Raw genomic sequence first — 20,690 nt, 5'->3', positions numbered from 1 at the left:
GCGCAGCGAGGGCCATGAGGGCATGACGAGGAAGGCGCCGGTCATGAGCGAGTGCACCGAGCGCAGCGAGGGCCATGAGGGCATGACGAGGAAGGCGCCGGTCATGAGCGAGTGCACCGAGCGCAGCGAGGGCCATGAGGGCATGACGAGGAAGGCGCAGCTATGACGATGCACACGCTCTCCGTGCTGGTGGAGAACAAGCCGGGCGTGCTGGCCCGGGTGTCTGGGCTGTTCTCCCGGCGCGGGTTCAACATCGACAGCCTCGCCGTGGGCGAGACCGAGAACCCGGACGTCTCCCGCATCACCATCGTGGTCAACGCCGAGTCCTCGCCGCTGGAGCAGGTGACCAAGCAACTCAACAAGCTGGTCAACGTACTCAAGATCGTCGAGCTGGACCCGCAGGTCTCGGTGGCCCGGGAGTTGTTGCTGGTCAAGGTCCGGGCGGACCGCAGCGCCCGCGCCCAGGTGCTGGAGACGGTCGGGCTGTTCCGCGCCCGGGTGGTCGACGTCGCGCCGGACACGCTGACCATCGAGGCCACCGGCACGCCGGACAAGCTCGACGCGCTGCTGCGCGACCTGGAGCCGTTCGGCATCAAGGAGATGGTCCAGTCCGGCACGGTGGCCATCGGGCGCGGCTCCCGCGCCATCACCGCCGGGCCGGCGCTGCGCGCCGCCTGATCCGTACCCCACAAGTTTTTCGACGGGCCGACGGGCACCGCCGTAGGAAAGGGAAGTCAATGAGCGTTGAGGTGTACTACGACGACGACGCCGACCTGGGCCTGATCCAGGGACGCACGGTCGCCGTGATCGGTTACGGCAGCCAGGGCCACGCGCACGCGCTGTCGCTGCGCGACTCCGGCGTCGACGTGGTGATCGGCCTGCCCGCCGGCTCGAAGAGCCGACCCAAGGCCGAGGAGCAGGGCCTGCGGGTGCTCAGCCCGGCGGAGGCGGCGGCCGAGGCCGACGTGATCATGATCCTGGCGCCGGACACCGCCCAGCGCGCCCTCTACACCGACGCCATCGCGCCGAACCTGGCACCCGGCAAGGCCATCTTCTTCGGGCACGGCTTCAACATCCGGTACGGCCTGATCAAGCCGCCGGCCGAGGTGGACGTGGCGATGGTCGCCCCGAAGGGCCCCGGTCACCTGGTGCGCCGCCAGTACGTCGACGGCAAGGGCGTGCCCTGCCTGGTCGCCGTCGAGCAGGACGCCACCGGCAACGCGTTCGGCCTCGCGCTGGCCTATGCCAAGGCGATCGGCGGCACCCGCGCCGGCGCGATCCGGACCACCTTCACCGAGGAGACCGAGACCGACCTCTTCGGCGAGCAGGCGGTGCTCTGCGGCGGCGCGGCGGCGCTGGTGCAGACCGGCTTCGAGGTGCTCACCGAGGCCGGCTACGCCCCCGAGGTGGCCTACTTCGAGTGCCTGCACGAGCTGAAGCTGATCGTCGACCTGATGTACGAGGGCGGCATCGCCCGGATGCGCTACAGCATCTCCGACACCGCCGAGTACGGCGACCTGTCCCGCGGCCCCCGCGTGGTCGACTCGCGGGTCAAGGAGGAGATGCGCAAGATCCTCGGTGAGATCCAGTCCGGTGAGTTCGCCCGGGAGTGGGTGGCCGAGGACGAGGCCGGCCGGCCCAACTTCGCCAAGTGGCGGGCCGAGGGCGCGGCGCACCCGATCGAGGAGACCGGGCAGAAGCTGCGCGCCATGATGAGCTGGGTGGACCGCCCGATCACCGAGACCGCCTGAACGACCCTTCCCGCGCGGCCCGCGACCCGACGCTCTCCCCGGCGTCGGGCCGCGGGCCGTCGTGCGCGGGTGAACGGCGGATGTCGGGCGTGCGACGGGTCTGTGTGAGGGCACTCACCCCGCAGTCCGGGACCTGGAGCGCGAGCCGCCCCCTACCATCCTTGGTGTGGTGCCCCGGCGCACCCGACGGCCATGGCACGGCTCGGCGCAGGGCGCAGCGCGGCGCCCCGACGCCCCAGGCCGAACCGATACCGAGCGTCTACGAGGACCGATGAATCCTGTCGTACTGATCGCCGAAGAACTCGCCCCCGCCGCCATCGAGGTGCTCGCGCACGACTTCGACGTGCGCCACGTGGACGGCACCGACCGCCCGGCCCTGCTCTCCGCCCTCTCCGAGGCCGACGCGGTGATCGTACGTAGCGCCACCCAGATCGACGCCGAGGCGGTCGCCGCCGCGCCGCGGCTGAAGGTGGTCGCCCGCGCTGGCGTCGGCCTGGACAACGTCGAGGTGCCCGCCGCCACCGCCCGGGGCGTCATGGTGGTCAACGCTCCCACCTCCAACATCGTCTCCGCCGCCGAGCAGGCCGTCGCGCTGCTGCTCGCGGTGGCCCGCAACACCGCCAGCGCCAGCGCAGCGCTCAAGGCCGGCGAGTGGAAGCGGTCCAAGTACACCGGCGTGGAGTTGCAGGGCAAGACCGTCGGCGTGGTCGGGCTCGGCCGCATCGGCGTGTTGTTCGCCCAGCGCATCGCCGCGTTCGGCACCCGGCTGATCGCCTACGACCCGTACATCCAGCCGGCCCGCGCCGCGCAGCTCGGCGTGCGCCTGGTCGGGCTGGAGGAGCTGCTGCGGGAGAGCGACTTCATCTCGATCCATCTGCCGAAGACGCCGGAGACGGTGGGCCTGATCGGCGAGAAGGAGCTGGCGGTCGTCAAGCCGGGCGTCCGGATCGTCAACGCCGCCCGGGGTGGCCTGGTCGACGAGCAGGCGCTCGCGGACGCGATCGCCGAGGGCCGGGTGGCCGGCGCCGGCATCGACGTCTACGCGAAGGAGCCGTGCACCTCGTCGCCGCTGTTCGGGTTCGACAACGTGGTGGCCACGCCGCACCTGGGCGCCTCCACGAACGAGGCGCAGGACAAGGCCGGCCTCGCGGTGGCGAAGAGCGTCAAGCTCGCGCTCCAGGGCGAGTTCGTGCCGGACGCGGTGAACGTGCAGGCCGGTGGTGTGGTGGCCGAGGACGTCCGTCCGTTGCTGCCGCTGGCCGAGAAGCTGGGTCGGGCGTTCACCGCCCTGGCCGGTGGGGTGGCCGCCAGCGTCACCGTCGAGGTGCGCGGTGAGATCGCCACCCACGACGTGTCGGTGTTGAAGCTCGCCGCCACCAAGGGCCTGTTCAGCTCCGTGGTGGAGGAGCAGGTCACCTATGTCAACGCGCCGCACCTGGCCGCCGAGCGGGGCGTCGAGGTCACCCTCGCCACGCCGGCCGAGACCGTCGACCACCCGAACCTGGTGACCGTGCGCGGCGCGCTGCCGGACGGGCGGACCGTCCGGGTCTCCGGCACCGCGGTCCACGCGGGCGCCCGCGACGTGCTCAAGCTGACCGAGGTGGACGGCTTCGACGTGGAGATCGGCGCGGAGGGCATCCTGGTCTTCCTGCGGTACGTCGACCGGCCCGGCGTGGTCGGCACCGTCGGCACGCTGCTCGGCGAGGCCGGCGTCAACATCGCCGCGATGCAGGTGGCCCGGCGGGAGGCCGGCGGCGAGACGCTGATGACGCTCACCGTCGACCAGGCGCTCGGCGCCGACCTGCTCACCTCGGCGGCCGACTCGATCGGTGCGGTCGCGGCCAGCGCGGCCGACCTGCGCGACGAGTAGTCGGGTCGTCCGGACCGGACTGTCGGGGCCCGGCCGGGAACGGCCGGGCCCTTCGACGTGCCGGGGTCAGGAGCGGACGCGGGCCGGTGGCGGGTAGACCGAGCCGTCCTGCGCGTCGAAGAGCATCAGGTCGTGCTCGCCGGCCAGCCGCTCGATGTCCAGCAGGACCTCATCCGGGCAGGTGGGGTGCAGGTTCATCTCGACGTGGTCGGCGGCTGCGTGCAGCGGCGACACCTCCCACGGGGTGTCCGGCCGGGCCGGTCGGTCGGGGTAGCTCGCCGTGATCGCCCGGTAGAAGCCGACCACCCGAGGGTCCGGGTGCTGCTCGCCGTGCCATCCCTCGCGGCACTGTCGCACCGCCGCCCGCACCTGCTCCGGTGTCGCCCCGTTCGGCAGGGCCCACACGCTCAGATCGAAACTCACGGCGGACAGCGTGCCATCTGGGGCGGCCGGCGTCACTTCTGCCCCACCCCGGGGATTCACCTGCTGATTGTTGACACGGTGACAATGGGTCCGCTGTGGAGACTCTTGCGTCGAGTTGCGTCGATTCGCTAGCGTACCGGTGCGGTGCACGGCTGAGTCGATTCCCGGCCCGTCTTCGGGTGGCGTGCTCGGGCGTTCGACCTGTCGGCCCCGCACCCCTCGATTGCGCGAGCCACGCGCACTCGTCGCTGACCGGCCCCCACGGTCGTTGCCGAGACCGCGGGGGCCGATCGCGGCGCACCCCCCGGGTGCGGAAGCGGGGCGCGGTCGTGCGTCAGCGACGGTGGTGCGCGAACAGGGCGCGGTAGTCCGAGCCGTCGCGGAACCAGGCCAGGCCGGCCGGGCCGGCGGCGTAGAGCGCGGTGGCGTAGGCGTCGGCGACGGCCAGGTCCGGGCCGACCACCGTGGCGGCCACCAGCCGGTCGGTCGGTTCGCCGGTGTGCGGGTCGACGACGTGCCCGCGCCGCCCGGTGACTCCGGAGGTGCCCACCGCGCCCGCGGTCATCTCCAGCAGCAGCGGGGTCCGGTGGGCCTGGGTCGGGTGGTGCACCGCGACCCGCCACGGGCCGCCGCGCGCGGCGTGCCCGCGTACCGTCAGGTCGGCGCCGCTGAGCACGGCGTAGTCGTGGATGCCGGCGGCGCGCAACCGGGCCGCGGCCCGCTCCACCGCCCAGCCGCCGAGCAGGCCGCCCGGGTCGAAGCCGCCCGGCACCGCCCAGGCGTCGAACCACCCGTCGGTCGCCGCCCGCATCGCCGCGCAGCGGTCGACCAGGTCGGCCAGCGGCGGGTACGAGTCGGGGCTGATCTCGTCGCGGCGTAGCCGCGACACCAGGCTGTCCGGCTGGTTGGGGCCGTAGGTGAGGTCCACGGCCCGCAGTTCGGCCACGGCGTCCCGGAGCGCCTCGCCGACGCCCCGGTGGCCGAACCAGTCGGGCGCGTTGAGCAGCAGCGTGTATTCCGCGGTGGAGGTGGTCACCGTGTGTCGGACGCTGATCCGGTCTCCGGCGGCGGCCGGATTCCGGTCCACCCGGTGGCTGCGGGCGCCGAGTCGCAGGTCGGGGCGGGGCGGGCGGAACGCGGACTGGTCGATCCAGCGGGTCCGGGGTTGCTCGTCCGCCCAGTGCGTCCGCCGCTGGTCGATCCGCATGACACCCGCCCCCTCGCTGGCCGCCGCCGGAACGGCGACGCCGTCCCGAGCCCTCGTCGGCCCGGGCGTCCTGACCTTAGGCAGCGGAGATGACCGCGGCATGAATGCCGGCTGGGAGACTCCTGTGCATGTGGCCTGTCCCGGATGCTGGAAGACTCGTACCGGGGGACGGGACGGCGACGTACCGTTGCGCAGGACGACGAGGTGAGGAGCGCCAGGTGGCACGCATCGCGGTGGTGGCCGGCGACGGCATCGGTCCCGAGGTGGTCGGGCAGGCCCGCAAGGTCCTCGACGCGGTGCTGCCCGGGATCGAGGCCACCGAGTACGACCTGGGCGCCGCACGCTGGCACCGCACCGGCGAGGTGCTGCCGGACAGCGTCCTCGACGAGCTGGCCGGCCACGACGCCATCCTGCTCGGCGCGGTCGGCGATCCGACCGTGCCGCCGGGCGTGCTGGAGCGGGGTCTGCTGCTCAAGCTGCGGTTCGCGTTCGACCAGTACGTCAACCTCCGCCCGTCCCGGCTCTGGCCCGGCGTGACCGGCCCGCTGGCCGCCGTGAAGCCGGGCGAGGTCGATCTGGTGGTGGTCCGGGAGGGCACCGAGGGGCTTTACGCGGGCGCCGGCGGCAGCCTGCACCGGGGCACCCCGGCCGAGGTGGCCACCGAGGAGAGCCTGAACACCCGGCACGGCGTGGAGCGGGTGATCCGCGACGCGTTCGCCCGGGCCGCGCGCCGGGAGCGGCGCAAGGTGACGCTGGTGCACAAGACCAACGTGCTCACCCACGCCGGTTCGCTCTGGTCCCGGGCCTTCACCGAGGTGGCCGCCGAGCACCCGGACGTGGCTACGGAATACCAGCACGTCGACGCCGCGGCGATGTTCCTGGTCACCAACCCGTCACGCTACGACGTGGTGGTGACCGACAACCTCTTCGGCGACATCCTCACCGACATCGCCGCCGCGGTCACCGGGGGCATCGGGCTGGCCGCCAGCGGTTGCATCAACCCGGAGGGTCGCTACCCGTCGATGTTCGAGCCGGTGCACGGCTCCGCGCCGGACATCGCCGGCAAGGGGGTCGCCGACCCGGTGGCGGCCGTGCTCTCCGCCGCGCTGCTGCTCGACCAGCTCGGTCACGCCGAGGCCGCCGCGCGGGTCACCGCCGCCGTCGCCGCCGAGCTGGCCGGTCGTACGCCCGGGGCGCCGTTGCGCACCGAGGAGGTCGGCGACCGGCTCGCCGCCCACGCCGTAGCCTGACCCGGGCCGGCTTCCCTGGCCCGGTCACGGGCCGCCAGACCCGTCCCGGGCCCGTCTCTCCGCCGGCGCGGGGGCGGAGCTATCCGCTGAACGACCGTTCGGGGTAAGTTTCTGGCACCAGTGACGTCGGCATGCGATCCCGCATGCCGTGGGACCGCAGGGAGGTCAGCGCGATGAGCGGTGGTGACAAGCTCGATTTCGAGATCCGTCCGAATCCCGCGCCGGTATCCGCCGCCGACCGGGCCGCCCTGCTGGCGAACCCGGGCTTCGGCCGGGTGTTCACCGACCACATGGTCACGATCCGCTACGCCGAGGGCAAGGGCTGGTACGACGCCCGGGTCGAGGCGCGCGCGCCGATCCCGATGGACCCGGCCGCGGCGGTGCTGCACTACGCGCAGGAGATCTTCGAGGGGCTGAAGGCGTACCGGACCGGCGACGGGGCGGTCACGATGTTCCGGCCGGACGCCAACGCGGCCCGGTTCGTCGCGTCCGCCCGGCGGCTGGCCATGCCGGAGCTGCCGCCGGAGACGTTCGTGGAGTCGTTGCGTCGGCTGGTCGAGATCGACCGGGAGTGGATCCCGGAGCACGAGGACGCCAGCCTCTACCTGCGTCCGTTCATGTTCGCCAGCGAGGTCTTCCTCGGGGTGCGCCCGGCCAACGAATACCTCTACTGCGTCATCGCGTCGCCGGCCGGCGCCTACTTCGCCGGTGGGGTGAAGCCGGTGACGGTCTGGGTCTCACCGGACTACACCCGGGCGGCGCCCGGCGGCACCGGCGCGGCCAAGTGCGGCGGCAACTACGCCGCCTCCCTGGCGGCCCAGGCCGAGGCGATCGAGGCCGGCTGCGACCAGGTGGTCTTCCTGGACGCGGTCCAGCAGCGGTACGTCGACGAGTTGGGCGGCATGAACGTCTTCTTCGTCTACGACGACGGCACGCTTGTCACGCCGCCGCTCGGCGGCACCATCCTGCCGGGCATCACCCGGGACGCGATCCTGACCCTGGCCGCCGAGGCCGGGCACGAGGTGCGGGAGCGGCCGGTGAGCTTCGCCGACTGGCAGGCGGACGCGGCCAGCGGGCGACTGCGGGAGGTCTTCGCCTGCGGCACCGCCGCCGTGGTCACCCCGATCGGCGGCGTGCGTTTCCCGGACGGCGAGTTCCTCGTCGGTGGCGGCGAGCCGGGCCGCACCACGATGGCGCTGCGGCAGCAGCTCGTCGACATCCAGCGCGGTCGCGCCGAGGACCGCCACGGCTGGGTGACCCACGTCCTCTGACGCGCCACCGTGGCCGGCCCGCCCCGGGCGGGCCGGCCACGCCGGTCACTCCAGCAGGTGGGCGCGGAGCGCCCCGATCTGGTCGGCGGTGACGCCGGCCCGGGTCAGGTAGCCCTCGACCGAGCCGTGGCCGGCGCGCAGTTCGGCGAGGAACAACTCCATCGCCTCGGCGGGGGAGGCCAGGAACGGCGGTGGCGGCTCCTCCGCGTCCGGCTTCGTGGCCCGCACCCAGGCGCTGAACCGCTCGGACGCGGCGGTGCTCAGCGCGTAGTCGGCGATGATGTCGTCGTCCGGCACCCCGAGCACGGCCAGCGTGAGCGCGCAGACGATGCCGGTGCGGTCCTTGCCGGCGACGCAGTGCACCACCACCGGGGCGTTGGCGCTGTCGGCGATCAGGCCGACCGCCTCGGCCAGCCCGGCCGTGCCGGTGCGGGCCAGGTCGGCGTAGCGGTCGGCGAGGTAGCGGGCCAGGCTGCCGCCGGAGGACGAGTATTGCCGGGCGGCCCAGTCCTCGTGCTCGGGGTGGATGTGCCGGTAGACCAGCCCGTCGTAGGCGGGCACCCGGCCGTCCCGGGCCACCTCGGTCGGGCGGCGCAGGTCGATCACCGTGCGGATGCCGAGCGCGGTGAACGCCGCCCGGTCGGTCTCGTCGATGCGGTGCAGGGAGTCGGAGCGGTAGAGCCGGCGGCGGCGCACGGCGAGCCCGTCGCGGGCTCGGTAGCCGCCGACGTCGCGGAAGTTGAACAACGCGGGGAAGGGGGTCTCCGGGGCGTCCACCCCTGACACGGTAACGGCCGGCGGCGGCACCGGTGTGCCCCGCCGGCCGTGGCCGGGTGTCAGATCCTCGCCGGGCCGTCCGGCGGCAGCGCGGAGTGGTTCTCGCCGTAGTAGCCGCCGAGCTTGTCCCGGTAGGCCGGGTCGGCGTGGTTGGTCTCGTCGTACTCCGGGGCGGCCTTGATCTGGTCCTTGTCCCGGTCGACGAAGACCTTCCGATCGTCGTGGTCGACGTGGCTGACGGTGCCAGCCGGCAGCATGACCTTCTTGCCGAAGATCCACGGGCCGGTGTCGACGACGAGGTAGCTGTCGTCGACCTCGTGGCTCGCCTTGTCGATCTTGCCGATGCCGCCGTCGGTGGCTTCGACCTTGTAGTCGGTGAGGTCCGCGCTGGCCACGCCGGCCTCGTCGCGGTAGCGCCACGGGTCGAACGCGCCGGCCGGCGCGCCGCCGGCGTAGGCGCCCTGGCCGTCGTCGGCGACCGGACCGGTGGTGCCGTGCGTGGTGTGCGGGTCGAGCCTGTCCATGGGGGTGACTCCTGTCCCGACCTGTCGGTCGTCGTGGGAGTGAATGTGTCGTCCTTGCGGAGTTCCTACCCGTTGGCCGACCGCCCAACCCTCGCTCCGGCGTCCCGGAATGTGGATTACGCCTCCCACGGACCGGCGGAAGTGGCAGAGTACCGGTCGTGACCAGCTCCGTCCTGATCATTAGCAGCTAGCGCGCCGGCCTTCCCCTCCGCCGAGCGCGCAGACCTCCCGCATCCGCGGGGGGTCTTTTTGTTGCTCTCCCCAGGCACGAGAAGAGGACTCCGATGACCTTCCAGGTGTACGACACGACGCTGCGCGACGGCGCGCAGCGCGAAGGACTCAGCTACTCGGTGGTCGACAAGCTGGCGGTGGCCCGCCTGCTCGACGACCTCGGGGTCGGCTTCATCGAGGGCGGCTGGCCGGGCGCGGTGCCCAAGGACACCGAGTTCTTCCGCCGCGCCCGCACCGAGCTGGAGCTGCGGCACGCGGTCCTGGTCGCGTTCGGCGCCACCCGCAAGGCCGGCCGGGCGGTCGAGGACGACCCGCAGGTGCGCGCGCTGCTCGACGCGGCGACCCCGGCCGTGGCGCTGGTCGCCAAGGCAGACCTGCGGCACGTCGAGCGGGCGTTGCGCACCACCGCCGAGGAGAACCTGGCGATGGTCACCGACACCGTGGCCTACCTGGTGGCGCAGGGGCGGCGCGTCTTCGTCGACGGCGAGCACACCTTCGACGGGTTCCGCCACGACCCCGGCTACACCGCCGCCGTGGCGCAGGCCGCGCTGGCCGCCGGCGCCGAGCGGTTCGTGCTCTGCGACACCAACGGCGGCATGCTGCCGTCCCAGGTCACCGCCGCGATCCAGGACCTGGTGGCGCGCACCGGGGTCGCGCCGCAACGGTTCGGCATGCACGCCCAGAACGACACCGCGTGCGCGGTGGCCAACACCATCGCCGCGGTCGAGGCCGGCGTCCGGCACGTGCAGGGCACCGCCAACGGGTACGGCGAGCGGCCCGGCAACGCGGACATCTTCGCGATCGTCGCCAACCTCCAGCTCAAGCTCGGCATGCCGGTCCTACCGGAGGGCTGCCTGGAACAGATGGTGCGGGTCGCGCACGCCATCGCCGAGATCGCCAACATCGCCCCCGACACCCACCAGGCCTACGTCGGGGCCGCCTCCTTCGCCCACAAGGCGGGGCTGCACGCGAGCGCGATCAAGGTCGACCCGTTGCTCTACAACCACGTGGACCCCGCGGTGGTGGGCAACGACATGCGGATCCTGGTGACCGAGATGGCCGGCCGGGCCAGCATCGAGCTGAAGAGCCGCGAGCTGGGGCTCGACCTGGCCGGCCATCCGGACGCGCTGTCCCGGGTCGCCGGCCGGGTCAAGGAACTGGAGGCCGGCGGCTGGTCGTTCGAGGCCGCCGACGCCTCGTTCGAGCTGCTGGTCCGCTCGGAGTTGCCGGACGCGGCGCCGGCCCGGCCGTTCACGCTGGAGTCGTACCGGGTGCTCGTCGAGCACCGCGAGGACGGCGCGGTGGTCTCCGAGGCGACCGTCAAGATCCGGGTACGGGGCGAACGGGTGATCGCCACCGCCGAGGGCAACGGCCCGGTCAACGCGCTGGACGAGGCGCTGCGGGTGGGGTTGGCCCGGCACTATCCGGAGCTGCGCGAGTTCGAGCTGGCCGACTACAAGGTCCGCATCCTGGAGGGCAGCCACGGCACCGGCGCGGTGACCCGGGTGTTGGTGGAGACCGCCGGCGCCGGCCGGGACTGGACCACCGTCGGCGTGCACCCGAACGTGGTGGAGGCGAGCTGGCACGCGCTCGTCGACGCGCTCACCTACGGCCTCGACCGCGCCCGCGTGTAGCGCGGCCCGACCCGGGGCTCACGCCGCCGGCAGGCGCAGCTCGGCCAGCAGCGCCCGGTGGTCGCTGCCGGACACCGGCCAGGTGCCGGCGGCGCGCACCGCGATCCGCCGGTCCACCAGCACGTGGTCGATGGTGACCGGCGGGATCGGGTCGCCGTCGTAGGGGCCCCAGGTGCCGGCGAGCCCGGCCCCGACCGCGTCGGCGGCGTCGGTGTAGCCGGTGGCGATCAGGCGGCGCATCGTGGCGTGGTCGAGCGTGGCGTTGAAGTCGCCGGCCAGCACGCTGAGCCCGCCGGTCGGGGTGGCCGGCGGCTGGGCCCGCTGGTCGGTCCACCACTGCGGCACCGCGTCGATGACGTACGGCGCGCCCGGATGGGCCGACTCCACCCGCAGCGGCGGCGCTCCCGGCACGGTGACCGTCGCGTACGCCTGGGTGAGGAAGTATCTCCGGTGACGCCGGTAGCCGGGGTCGCGCAGCGGGTGGCGGGCGTAGACACCGGAGCCGGTGGAGCCCACCTCGGGGCTCAGCGACCGGTGCGGCAGCAGCGTGGCCAGGCCGAGCCGGTCCAGGTCAGCGGCGAGCCCCGGGGTGAGTTCCTGCACGGTGAGCACGTCCACGCGGTGCGTCCGGACCAGCGACACCAGCGCCGCCGGGTCGGCCGAGCCGAGGCGCAGGTTGGCGGTGAGCAGCCGCAGCACCGGCCCGCCGGCCGCGGGTTGGTCGTCGGCGACCGCACGCGGCGCCACCGCGGCGAGCAGCGCCACCGTGGCCAGCGCCGCGACCACCGCGGGCAGGCGTCGCCGCAGCGCGAGGGCCAGCACCGCGACGGCCGGCGCCACCGCTGCGACGTACGGCGTGAAGGCGGTGGTCAGCACCAGCGGGCCCCGCTCCAGCCCGGTCAGGCGTAGCAGCGCCCAGGCGGCCACCGGCGCGACGGCCAGCCAGCATGCCGCCGTCGTCCACCGGCCACCCCGGACGCCGCCGCGCGGGGGAGTCGTCACCGTGCTCACGCCGGTCACCCTACCGGTGCCTCCGCGAAGCAATTTCGTGAATGGTGGAGTGCATTCTTCTCACAATTTCCGGCGCGTTTCCGGGCGGTCGACGACTCCTGTCGGCAGCTATTGACCGGCCTTTTTTGCGGTGTTAGGTTCCACCTGGTTGAGGCGCTCAACTCTCCAAGTAAGGCCAGCTCAGCAGCGGTGCGCTCCCGATGCGGATCCCTGATGATCCGCAATTGTTCGCGCCCGCCGTATCACCACGGTCAAAAGAGGGAGATCTGTCATGGCTACATTCTTCAAGCGAAAGGCGACGGTGGTGGCGCTCGCCGTGCTGTCGCTCACCGTGGCCGGTGGCGGGATCGCGGTCGCCGCCCAGCCCGCGTCGAAGGTCGGTCAGCCGCCGGCCCGGGCGGCCGGTCAACAGCCGCCGGTCGGCACGGCCGAGCAGCGGGCCGCCCGGACCGCCATGCGCGCCACCCTGGCGCCGCCGGCCGCGGGTCAGGTCGCCTGGGCGGTCGTGTCGTCCACCGGGACGCTGCTGCAACACTCCGGCAACGTGGTGTCCGCGTTCCGGTTCGCGCCCGGCGTGGGCGTGTCCCCGGGGCAGTACCAGGTGCTGCTGGACTACAACGTGAGCCAGAAGGCGTACGTGGCGACCGTCGGGACCAACGATTCGAACAACGTCCCGCCCGGCGGCGAGGTGTCCGTCGCGCCGCGCTACCTGATCCCCAACGCGGTCTTCGTGCAGACCCGCACCTCCGGCGGTTCCTACTCGCCCCGGCCGTTCCACCTCGTGGTCACGAGCTGACCCGCCCCGCCACGCACCGGCCCCCGCCACGGTGGGGGCCGGTGTCGTGTTCCGTCACCCTCCGGTGCTCCGCGCACCGCTTCGCGTGGTTGTCGCCGGGGCGGGGAGGTCCTCCCGGTCCGGGGCGTCCCGGGCCGCCCTGGGCCGGATAATCCGACGTTTGTCGCGGCTCCGGCCCGGGAAGCAAGCACCGTGACGGACATCTCGGACACCCTGGCCAGCATGCCCACCCCGGTCGATGCGGACGCGAGCGGCGTCGAGCTGGACCAGACCCTCTTCGAGGTCAAACGCGTGATCGTCGGGCAGGACCGGCTCGTCGACCGCCTGCTCACCGCGCTGATCGCCGACGGCCACTGCCTGCTGGAAGGCGTGCCGGGGGTGGCGAAGACGCTTGCCGCGCAGACGCTCGCCACAGTGGTCGGCGGCACGTTCTCCCGGATCCAGTTCACCCCCGACCTGGTCCCGTCGGACATCGTCGGCACCCGGATCTACCGCGCCTCCACCGAGACGTTCGACGTGGAGTTGGGCCCGGTCATGGCGAACCTGGTGCTCGCCGACGAGATCAACCGGGCCCCGGCCAAGGTGCAGTCGGCGCTGCTCGAGGCGATGGCCGAGCGGCAGGTCTCCATCGCCGGGCGGAGCTGGCCCGTACCCGAACCGTTCCTGGTGCTGGCCACCCAGAACCCGATCGAGTCGGAGGGGGTCTACCAGCTGCCCGAGGCGCAGCGGGACCGGTTCCTGATGAAGGTCGTGGTCGACTACCCGAGCGACGCCGACGAACTGGCCATCCTCTACCGGATGAGCACCGAACGGCCCACCGCGCGCCGGGTGCTCGACCCGGCCCGGCTGCGGGAACTCCAACGCCGCGCGGCCGATGTCTTCGTCCACCACGCGCTCGCCGAGTACGTGGTCCGGCTCATCCTCGCCACCCGCGACCCGGGCCGCTTCGGCCTGCCCGAGATCGCGCCGCTGCTGGCGTACGGGGCGAGCCCACGCGCCACGCTCGGCCTGGTGGCCGCCGCCCGGGCCCACGCGCTGATCCACGGCCGGGACTACGTGCTGCCCGAGGACGTGCGCGAGCTGGCGGTGGACGTGTTGGCGCACCGGCTGGTGCTCTCCTTCGACGCGGTCGCCGACGGGGTGTCCGGGGTGGACGTGGTGCGCCGCCTGGTCGAGGCGGTGCCACCGCCCCGACTGGTGAGCGGGCCCGCGCCGGCGGCGTCGGACCTGGCGGCGGCGTGAACCGCCGGGCCGCTCCCGCCGCCGCGTCCGCCCGGCCCGGCCCGGGTACGGCGGCCTCGGTCCGGCCGCACGCCGGTCCGGATGCGTCCGGTGGTCCCGGCGTCGCCGCCCGCGCCGGGCTCGGCGCCGCCGACCCCGGGATCGCCGACCTCGCCCCCGACGAGCGGCTGCGCCGGTTGGAGCTGACCGTGACCCGGCGGCTCGACGGCCTGCTGCACGGCCGCTACCGGGGCCTGCTGCCCGGGCCCGGCAGCGAGACGGCCGGCAGCCGGGAATACCGGCCCGGCGAGGACGAGGTGCGCCGGATGGACTGGGCGGTGACCGCGCGGACCACCGTGCCGCACGTACGGGAGGTCGACGCCGACCGGGAGCTGACCACCTGGCTCCTCGTCGACGCCAGCGCCAGCATGGAGTACGGCACATCCACCCTGGACAAACGGGAGCTGGCGGTGGCCGCGGTGGCCGGCGTCGGCTTCCTCACCGCCGGGGTGGGCAACCGGCTCGGCGCGCAGGTGTTGACCGCCGACGGGCTGCGCCGGTTTCCGGCCCGCAGCGGGCGGGTCCATCTGCTCGGGCTGCTCCGCGCGTTGCTCGGCGCCCCGCGTACCGGCGACCCGCCGGACCCGCGCGGACCGGGCCGGGCCGGCGGGCGCGCCGCGACCCCGACGCCGGGCCTGACCGACGGCCTCGCCGGCCTGCAGCGGGTGGCCACCCGGCGAGGGCTGGCGGTGGTGGTCTCCGACTTCCTCGACGAACTGCCCGACGACCCGGACACGCCCCCGCCCTGGGCGGCGGCGCTGCGCCGGCTGGCGGCCCGGCACCAGGTGCTCGCCGTGGAGGTGACCGACCCGCGCGAGCTGGAGCTGCCCGACGTCGGACTGGTCACCCTTCTCGACCCGGAGAGCGGGCGGCGCCGCGAGGTGTGGACCGGCGACCCGGCGTTGCGCGAGCGGTACGCGCGGGCCGCCGCCGCCGAGCGCGACCGGGTGCGCCGCGCCCTGCGCCGGGCCGGCGCGACCCACCTGGCGCTGCGCACCGACCGGGACTGGTGCGTGGACGTCGTCCGGCACGTGCACGAGCAGCGCCGGCTGGCCCTGGCACCGGCCGGCGGCCGGGGAGGTGCCGCATGAGCTGGCAGTCGCCCGCCCGCCTCTGGCTGCTGCTCGCGGTCGCCGCGTTGGTCGCCGGCTATCTGGTGCTCCAGCGCCGGCAGAGCCGCTACGCGCTCCGGTTCACCAACCTGCGCCTGCTGGACCGGGTGGCCCCGCGCCGGCCGGCCTGGCGCCGGCACGTCCCGGCCGGGCTCTTCCTGGGCATGCTGGCGCTGCTGGTGGTCGGGTTCGCCCGGCCCGAGGCGGAGGTGCGGGTGCCCCGGGAACGAGCCACCGTGATGGTCGCGGTGGACGTCTCCACCTCGATGCTCGCCTCCGACGTGGACCCGGACCGGCTGACCGCGGCGAAGGAGGCCGGCCGCACCTTCGTCGACGGACTGCCGGACGAGTTCAACGTGGGCCTGGTGGCGTTCGCCGGCAGCGCGGCGGTGCTGGTGCCACCGGGCACCGACCGCGAGGCGCTGCACGAGGGGATCGAGCGGCTCGCCGAGGGCATCACCGGTGTGCAGGGCACCGCGATCGGCGAGGCGATCAGCACCTCGCTGGGCGCGGTGAAGAGTCTGGACGCCACCGCCGCGAAGGACCCGCCGCCGGCCCGGATCATCATCCTGTCCGATGGCGCGAACACCTCCGGGACGGACCCGATGGAGGCGGCCGACCAGGCGGTGGCGGCCAAGGTCCCGGTGCACACCATCTCGTTCGGCACGCCCGGCGGTTCGGTCGACCGGGGCGGCCGGGCGATCCAGGTGCCGGTGGACGGGCAGACGCTCAAGGCGGTCGCCGAGGAGACCGGCGGCGGCTTCCACGAGGCGTCGACCAGCCGCGAGCTGAAGGACGTCTACGAGGACATCGGCACCTCGGTCGGCTACCGCACGCAACGGCAGGACATCTCGGCCCGTTTCATCGGTCTCGGGTTGGTCCTGGCCATGGGCGCCGCCGCCGGATCACTGCGGTGGTTCTCCCGACTGCCCTGACCGCGCCGGTGAGGCGGACGACGCACGACACGTGAGGAGCCAGGCATGGCAGTGCAGACCGGACTCGGTGAGCCGCGCGGCCCGTGGTTCGTCTCGCCCGAGCTGGACCCGGACGGGCGCGGCCGGTCCGACGTACCCGGATTCGATGTGCCGCCGGGCCGGCGGAGCTGGCGGAGCCGGTTGCTGAGCGCGGCGGCGGTGGTGGCGCTCGCCACCGTCTCCGGGGCCGCGGCCGGCACCTGGGCGGCCGACCGGGGCGCGCCGGGCCCGTCGGCGGCCGCCGCCGCCCCGGTGCCGGCCGAACTGGTCACCGCCGCCGGCAGGACGGTGCCCGGGGTGGTCTCGGTGCTGGTCGGCGGCAGGTCCGGCGCGGGCGCGTCCGGCTCCGGGTTCGCCATCGACAACGAGCAGCACATCGTCACCAACGACCACATCCTGGCCCGGGGCGGTGCCGGCCCGGTGACCGTGGAGACCGCGGACGGGCGTCGGCTCGCCGCCGAGGTGGTGGGCCGGGCGCCGGACAGCGATCTGGCCGTGCTCAAGGTGCCCGCGTCGGCCGGCCTGCCGCCGCTGCCGCTGGCCAAGCCGAACGCGACCCGGGTGGGCGAGCCGGTGCTCGCGGTCGGCTCCCCGCTCGGGCTCTCCGGCACGGTCACCGCCGGCATCGTCAGCGCGCTCAACCGGCAGGTGCGGATCGGCAACGGCCGGCACACCGCGGTGCAGACCGACGCCTCCATCAACCCGGGCAACTCCGGCGGACCGCTGGTGAACGCGCGCGGTGAGGTGGTCGGGGTGAACACCGCCATCGCCACCATCGACGGGAACGGCTCGATCGGCATCGGCTTCGCCATCCCGATCGACCAGGTGCAGCAGACCGCCGACACGATCATCGGCAAGGGTGGCTGACCTGCGCAGACGGGCGGGAAGTGTCGGATATCCGGCGTGGGAGCATCGGATAATGGAAATATTACGCTGAGTATGGATACTGGCGGAGGTGGAGCAAGCTGTCCTTGCGGCCCTCCTCCTGGTGGGCCTGGTCATCGGCGCCGGAGTCGGCGCGTCGTACGCCCGTGCCAAGCGCGGCTGGAAGGACTATCAGACGGTCCGGACCAGCGTGCCGGGCGCCCGGCGCACCGCGTGGGCGGCGATCCGGGGCGTGGCCGTCAAAGCCGCCGTGATCGCCCTGCTGCTGGTCGGCGCCGCCGCCTACGCGGCGGCCGGCTCGAACGAGGAGCGGGCCGGTCCCGCACCGACCGTGACCCCGAGCCCGAGCCACCGCCCGGGGCGCTAGCCTCGGGGTCGTGGACGACGGACTGCGGGTGACCGACCGGCTCGTGGTGCCGGCCGCCGAGCTGCGGGAGCGGTTCTCCCGGTCGTCCGGCCCAGGCGGCCAGGGGGTCAACACCACCGACTCCCGGGTCGAGCTGAGCTTCGACCTGGCCGGCTCGCCGAGCGTGCCGGAGGCGCTGCGGGAGCGGGCCCTGGACCGGCTCGCCGGCCGGCTGGTCGACGGTGTGCTGACCGTGGCGGCCAGCGAGCACCGAGCGCAACTGGCCAACCGGGAGGCGGCCCGGGAACGGATGGCGGCGCTGCTGCGCGAGGCGGTCGCCCCGCCACCGAAGGCGCGCCGGCCGACCCGCCCGTCACGGGGCGCGAAGGAGCGCCGGCTGGCCGACAAGAAGCGGCAGTCCCAGCGCAAACGCGACCGCCGGGTGGACGGCGACTGACCCGGAATCCGGTTGAGCGGCCGGCCGTGCGGGTCGCAGAATCGCCCCGTGCCGACCGACTTCTCCGTCAAGCCCACGCTCACCGGCGAGCGTGTGCTGCTCCGCCCGTTCCACGACGGCGACCTGCCCGCGCTCGCGGCGGTCCTGGCCGACCCGGAGGTGGCCCGGCTCACCGGCAGCCCGCCCGGCGAGGGTTTCGAACCGGCCCGGTTGCGGGCCTGGTACGGCACCCGCAACGGCCAGACCGACCGGCTCGACCTGGCCGTGGTGGACCGGGCCGGCGGGGCCTGCGTCGGCGAGGTGGTCCTCAACGAGTGGGACCGGGTCAACGCGAGTTGCAACTTCCGCACCCTGATCGGCCCCGGCGGGCGCGACCGTGGCCTCGGCACCGAGGCGGTCCGGCTGATCGTCGGCCACGGCTTCGAGCGGCTCGGCCTGCACCGGATCGGGCTGGAGGTGTTCGCGTTCAACCCGCGGGCCCGTCGGGCCTACGAGAAGGTCGGCTTCGTCGCCGAGGGCACGCTGCGGCAGGTGCTCCGCGACGGCGACGACTGGGTCGACACCACGGTCATGTCGATCCTCGCGCCCGAGTGGTTCCGGCACCGGGGCCGTCCGGAGGGTTGAGTCCGAGGCGTCGAAGCGCTTCAATGCCTAGGGGAGCGTCAGGGCCGTCACCGACCAACCGTCACGTGACAGGAGTCCCTCCCGCATGTCCCGAAACCGCCTGCGCGCCACGCTCACCGCGATTGCCGCGCTGCTGCCCGCCCTGGCCCTCGGCCTCGCCCTCGTCTCCACCCCACCCGCTGCCGCGGCCGCCGCCCCGGTCCGCGTCATGCCGCTCGGCGACTCCATCACCGGGTCGCCCGGCTGCTGGCGCGCCGTGCTGTGGAACCGCCTCCAGTCCACCGGCTACACCGACGTCGACTTCGTCGGCACCCTCGGGCCGCAGGGCTGCGGCGTGACCTACGACGGCGACAACGAGGGCCACGGCGGCTACCTGGCGACGAACATCGCCAACCAGAACCTGCTTCCCGGCTGGCTCGCCGCCACCCACCCCGACGTGGTGCTGATGCACCTCGGCACCAACGACGTGTGGAGCAACATCGCGCCCGGCACCATCCTGGCCGCGTACTCGAAGCTGGTGGACCAGATGCGGGCCGCGAACCCGGCCACCACCGTGCTGGTCGCGAAGATCATCCCGATGAACCCGGCGAGCTGCCCGCAGTGCGGGCAGCGGACCGTCGCGCTCAACGCCGCCATCGACGGCTGGGCGTCGGCGCGGACCACCGCCGCCTCGCCGATCGTGGTGGTCGACCAGTGGACCGGCTTCAGCACCGCCACCGACACCTACGACGGGGTGCACCCGAACGCCGCCGGCGACCAGAAGATGTCCGACCGGTGGTACCCGGCGCTCACCGCCGCGCTGCGCCGGACCATCCCGACGCCCACCCCGACCGCGACCACCTCGCCGACGCCCACTCCGACGCCCACCGGCACGCCGACCGGACTCCCGTATCCGACCGACAGCCCGTCGCCGACGCCGACGGTCGGCGGCTGCACGGCCACCTGGCGGATCATCGGTCAGTGGCCGGGCGGCTTCCAGGCCGAGATCACCGTCCGCAACACCGGGGCCGTGGCGATTCCCTACTGGGTGGTCCGCTTCTCGCTCACCGGCGGCCAGCGGATCACCCAGGCGTGGAACGCCCAACTGGCGCAGAGCGGAACCGCGGTGACCGCGCGCGGCGCGACCTGGAACGGCGCGCTGGCCCCGGGCGCCGAGGCCACGTTCGGCCTGCTGGCCGACGGCGCGGTGCCGAACCCGCCGCCGCTGCCCGTCTGCACTCTCGGCTGACCGGCGAGCGGCACCCGCCGGCCGGCTCCGACCAGCCGAGCCGGCCGGCGCGGTCCCACCGGGGCGCCCGGCGCGATCGACCGGACACCTCGCCGCTGTCGGTCGGCCCGCGCCGGCTCAGGCCGGGCCGACCGGCGCGGCGCGGTCCAGCGCGGCCAGCAGCCGGGCGCGCAGCCCGGCGGCCCGCTCGGCGAACCCCCGCTGGGCGGTGGTGTACTCCGCCCGGCCCTCCGGGGTCTCCACCCGCACCGGCGGATGGCCCAGGTCGGCCAGGTCGTACGGGCTGGCCCGCATGTCCAGCACGCGGATCTCCCGGGCCAGCGCGAACGCGTCCGCCACCAGCTCCGACGGCACCAGCGGGGAGAGCTTGTAGGACCACTTGTAGAGATCCATGTTGGCGTGCAGACAGCCCGGCTGCTCCAGCGCGTGCTGGCTCTCCCGGGCGGGCTGGAGCACGTTGAGCGGCCGGGCCGGGGTGGTGAAGAAGCGGAACGCGTCGAAGTGGCTGCACCGGACGCCACGCTCCTCGACCACCGCCGCGGTCGCCGCCGGGCTGAGCCGCAGCGGCCAGGCGTTGTGCCGCACCTGCTCCTGGGTCTGCCGGTAGACCATCGCCCACTCGTGCATGCCGAAGCAGCCGAACTGCGCCACCCGGCCGGCAGTCGCCACCAGCAGCGTGCGGATCCAGGCGATCGACTCGGTGCGCCGCGCGCGTACCCGCCCGGTGTCGAGGGTGAGCCCGGCGGCGCCGGCGGTGTAGTCCGGGCCGAACCCGGCCGGGTCGGCGTCGCGCAGCGCCACGCCCGCGCCCGGATGCCAGCGGCGCAACTGGGCCGGGCGGTGCGAATAGTAGGTGAAGAGGAAGTCCTCCACCGGATGCTTCACCCCGGTGCGGCGGCGGGCCAGGTGCGGCGCCAGCCAGGCGTCGACCCGTTCCTCGTGGTCGCGCCGGCGGGCCTGCCAGTCGGCCGCGTCGAGCACGGCGGCGGGGGCGAGGGCGGCGGTCACGGCACCAGGGTACGCACCGCGCCCCGCCCT

Annotated in this window: 21 protein-coding genes; 15 read left to right on the top strand and 6 right to left on the bottom strand. The window is 74.0% G+C overall.

Annotated elements, in window-relative coordinates:
* The first annotated feature begins 162 nt into the window (after positions 1-162).
* From ilvN to serA, 3 genes are all read left to right on the top strand, one after another.
* A complete protein-coding gene (gene ilvN, locus AB0H28_RS07270; protein ID WP_099162192.1) occupies positions 163-678 on the top strand; it encodes an acetolactate synthase small subunit in 516 nt (171 codons plus the stop codon).
* Positions 679-737: 59 nt separating this feature from the next.
* Positions 738-1,751 (top strand): ketol-acid reductoisomerase, encoded by a 1,014-nt coding sequence (gene ilvC / locus AB0H28_RS07265; RefSeq protein WP_358035530.1) that lies wholly within the window; start codon positions 738-740, stop codon positions 1,749-1,751.
* Between the two features lie 271 nt (positions 1,752-2,022).
* Positions 2,023-3,621 carry a phosphoglycerate dehydrogenase gene (gene serA, locus AB0H28_RS07260; protein ID WP_358035528.1) on the top strand — a complete coding sequence of 533 codons (1,599 nt, stop codon included), beginning with the start codon at positions 2,023-2,025 and terminating at the stop codon, positions 3,619-3,621.
* Between the two features lie 66 nt (positions 3,622-3,687).
* Here the strand turns inward: serA and AB0H28_RS07255 are convergent, their stop codons facing one another.
* On the bottom strand, positions 3,688-4,044 hold the full coding sequence (locus AB0H28_RS07255) for a hypothetical protein (protein ID WP_358035526.1): 357 nt from the start codon (positions 4,042-4,044) through the stop codon (positions 3,688-3,690).
* A gap of 334 nt (positions 4,045-4,378) precedes the next feature.
* Complete coding sequence (locus AB0H28_RS07250; protein ID WP_358035524.1) at positions 4,379-5,251, bottom strand: FAD:protein FMN transferase; 873 nt, start codon at positions 5,249-5,251, stop codon at positions 4,379-4,381.
* A 218-nt stretch (positions 5,252-5,469) separates the two neighbouring features.
* On the opposite strand from AB0H28_RS07250, the gene AB0H28_RS07245 reads away from it, so the two are divergent.
* Both AB0H28_RS07245 and AB0H28_RS07240 read left to right on the top strand, forming a co-directional pair.
* Entirely contained in the window at positions 5,470-6,501 is a 1,032-nt protein-coding gene (locus AB0H28_RS07245) for a 3-isopropylmalate dehydrogenase (protein ID WP_358035522.1), read from the top strand.
* Between the two features lie 173 nt (positions 6,502-6,674).
* Entirely contained in the window at positions 6,675-7,772 is a 1,098-nt protein-coding gene (locus tag AB0H28_RS07240) for a branched-chain amino acid aminotransferase (RefSeq protein WP_358035520.1), read from the top strand.
* Between the two features lie 45 nt (positions 7,773-7,817).
* On the opposite strand, the gene AB0H28_RS07235 is transcribed toward AB0H28_RS07240, so the two are convergent.
* Together AB0H28_RS07235 and AB0H28_RS07230 are read right to left on the bottom strand one after the other, a co-directional pair.
* Positions 7,818-8,549 (bottom strand): tyrosine-protein phosphatase, encoded by a 732-nt coding sequence (locus AB0H28_RS07235; RefSeq protein WP_358035518.1) that lies wholly within the window; start codon positions 8,547-8,549, stop codon positions 7,818-7,820.
* 59 nt (positions 8,550-8,608) lie between these two features.
* Positions 8,609-9,073, bottom strand: coding sequence for a PRC-barrel domain containing protein (locus tag AB0H28_RS07230; protein WP_358035516.1), 465 nt, complete (start codon positions 9,071-9,073; stop codon positions 8,609-8,611).
* 284 nt (positions 9,074-9,357) lie between these two features.
* Here AB0H28_RS07230 and cimA point away from each other — a divergent pair, with 284 nt between their 5' ends.
* Entirely contained in the window at positions 9,358-10,938 is a 1,581-nt protein-coding gene (gene cimA / locus AB0H28_RS07225) for a citramalate synthase (protein WP_358035514.1), read from the top strand.
* An 18-nt stretch (positions 10,939-10,956) separates the two neighbouring features.
* Here the strand turns inward: cimA and AB0H28_RS07220 are convergent, their stop codons facing one another.
* Positions 10,957-11,940: an endonuclease/exonuclease/phosphatase family protein gene (locus AB0H28_RS07220; protein WP_358035950.1), complete on the bottom strand. Its 984-nt coding sequence runs from the start codon at positions 11,938-11,940 to the stop codon at positions 10,957-10,959.
* Positions 11,941-12,220: 280 nt separating this feature from the next.
* Between AB0H28_RS07220 and AB0H28_RS07215 the strand changes: the two genes are divergently transcribed.
* The 9 genes from AB0H28_RS07215 to AB0H28_RS07175 all read left to right on the top strand — a co-directional run bounded on the left by AB0H28_RS07215 (position 12,221) and on the right by AB0H28_RS07175 (position 19,652).
* Positions 12,221-12,745: a hypothetical protein gene (locus tag AB0H28_RS07215; protein WP_358035512.1), complete on the top strand. Its 525-nt coding sequence runs from the start codon at positions 12,221-12,223 to the stop codon at positions 12,743-12,745.
* Positions 12,746-12,937: 192 nt separating this feature from the next.
* Positions 12,938-13,987: a MoxR family ATPase gene (locus tag AB0H28_RS07210; RefSeq protein WP_358035509.1), complete on the top strand. Its 1,050-nt coding sequence runs from the start codon at positions 12,938-12,940 to the stop codon at positions 13,985-13,987.
* 140 nt (positions 13,988-14,127) lie between these two features.
* Positions 14,128-15,117, top strand: coding sequence for a DUF58 domain-containing protein (locus tag AB0H28_RS07205; RefSeq protein WP_358035948.1), 990 nt, complete (start codon positions 14,128-14,130; stop codon positions 15,115-15,117).
* On the top strand, positions 15,114-16,073 hold the full coding sequence (locus AB0H28_RS07200; RefSeq protein ID WP_358035506.1) for a VWA domain-containing protein: 960 nt from the start codon (positions 15,114-15,116) through the stop codon (positions 16,071-16,073). The genes AB0H28_RS07205 and AB0H28_RS07200 overlap by 4 nt, the downstream gene beginning before the upstream one ends.
* A 45-nt stretch (positions 16,074-16,118) precedes the next feature.
* Positions 16,119-16,979 carry a trypsin-like peptidase domain-containing protein gene (locus tag AB0H28_RS07195; protein WP_358035504.1) on the top strand — a complete coding sequence of 287 codons (861 nt, stop codon included), beginning with the start codon at positions 16,119-16,121 and terminating at the stop codon, positions 16,977-16,979.
* A gap of 88 nt (positions 16,980-17,067) precedes the next feature.
* A complete protein-coding gene (locus AB0H28_RS07190) occupies positions 17,068-17,364 on the top strand; it encodes a hypothetical protein (protein ID WP_358035501.1) in 297 nt (98 codons plus the stop codon).
* A 10-nt stretch (positions 17,365-17,374) separates the two neighbouring features.
* Positions 17,375-17,800 carry an alternative ribosome rescue aminoacyl-tRNA hydrolase ArfB gene (arfB, locus tag AB0H28_RS07185; RefSeq protein ID WP_358035498.1) on the top strand — a complete coding sequence of 142 codons (426 nt, stop codon included), beginning with the start codon at positions 17,375-17,377 and terminating at the stop codon, positions 17,798-17,800.
* Between the two features lie 48 nt (positions 17,801-17,848).
* Positions 17,849-18,424: a GNAT family protein gene (locus tag AB0H28_RS07180; protein ID WP_358035495.1), complete on the top strand. Its 576-nt coding sequence runs from the start codon at positions 17,849-17,851 to the stop codon at positions 18,422-18,424.
* Positions 18,425-18,509: 85 nt separating this feature from the next.
* Positions 18,510-19,652: a cellulose binding domain-containing protein gene (locus tag AB0H28_RS07175; protein ID WP_358035492.1), complete on the top strand. Its 1,143-nt coding sequence runs from the start codon at positions 18,510-18,512 to the stop codon at positions 19,650-19,652.
* A 117-nt stretch (positions 19,653-19,769) separates the two neighbouring features.
* Here the strand turns inward: AB0H28_RS07175 and AB0H28_RS07170 are convergent, their stop codons facing one another.
* The gene (locus AB0H28_RS07170; protein ID WP_358035489.1) at positions 19,770-20,660 is read right to left on the bottom strand and encodes a 3-methyladenine DNA glycosylase; all 891 of its coding nucleotides are present in this window, start codon (positions 20,658-20,660) and stop codon (positions 19,770-19,772) included.
* Positions 20,661-20,690: the final 30 nt, after the last annotated feature.

Origin of the sequence: Micromonospora sp. NPDC050980, from assembly GCF_040653835.1 — a bacterium.
GTDB lineage: Bacteria > Actinomycetota > Actinomycetes > Mycobacteriales > Micromonosporaceae > Micromonospora.
The sequence above is the reverse complement of the archived record's forward strand: the minus strand, read 5'-3'. Positions and strand labels throughout refer to the sequence as shown.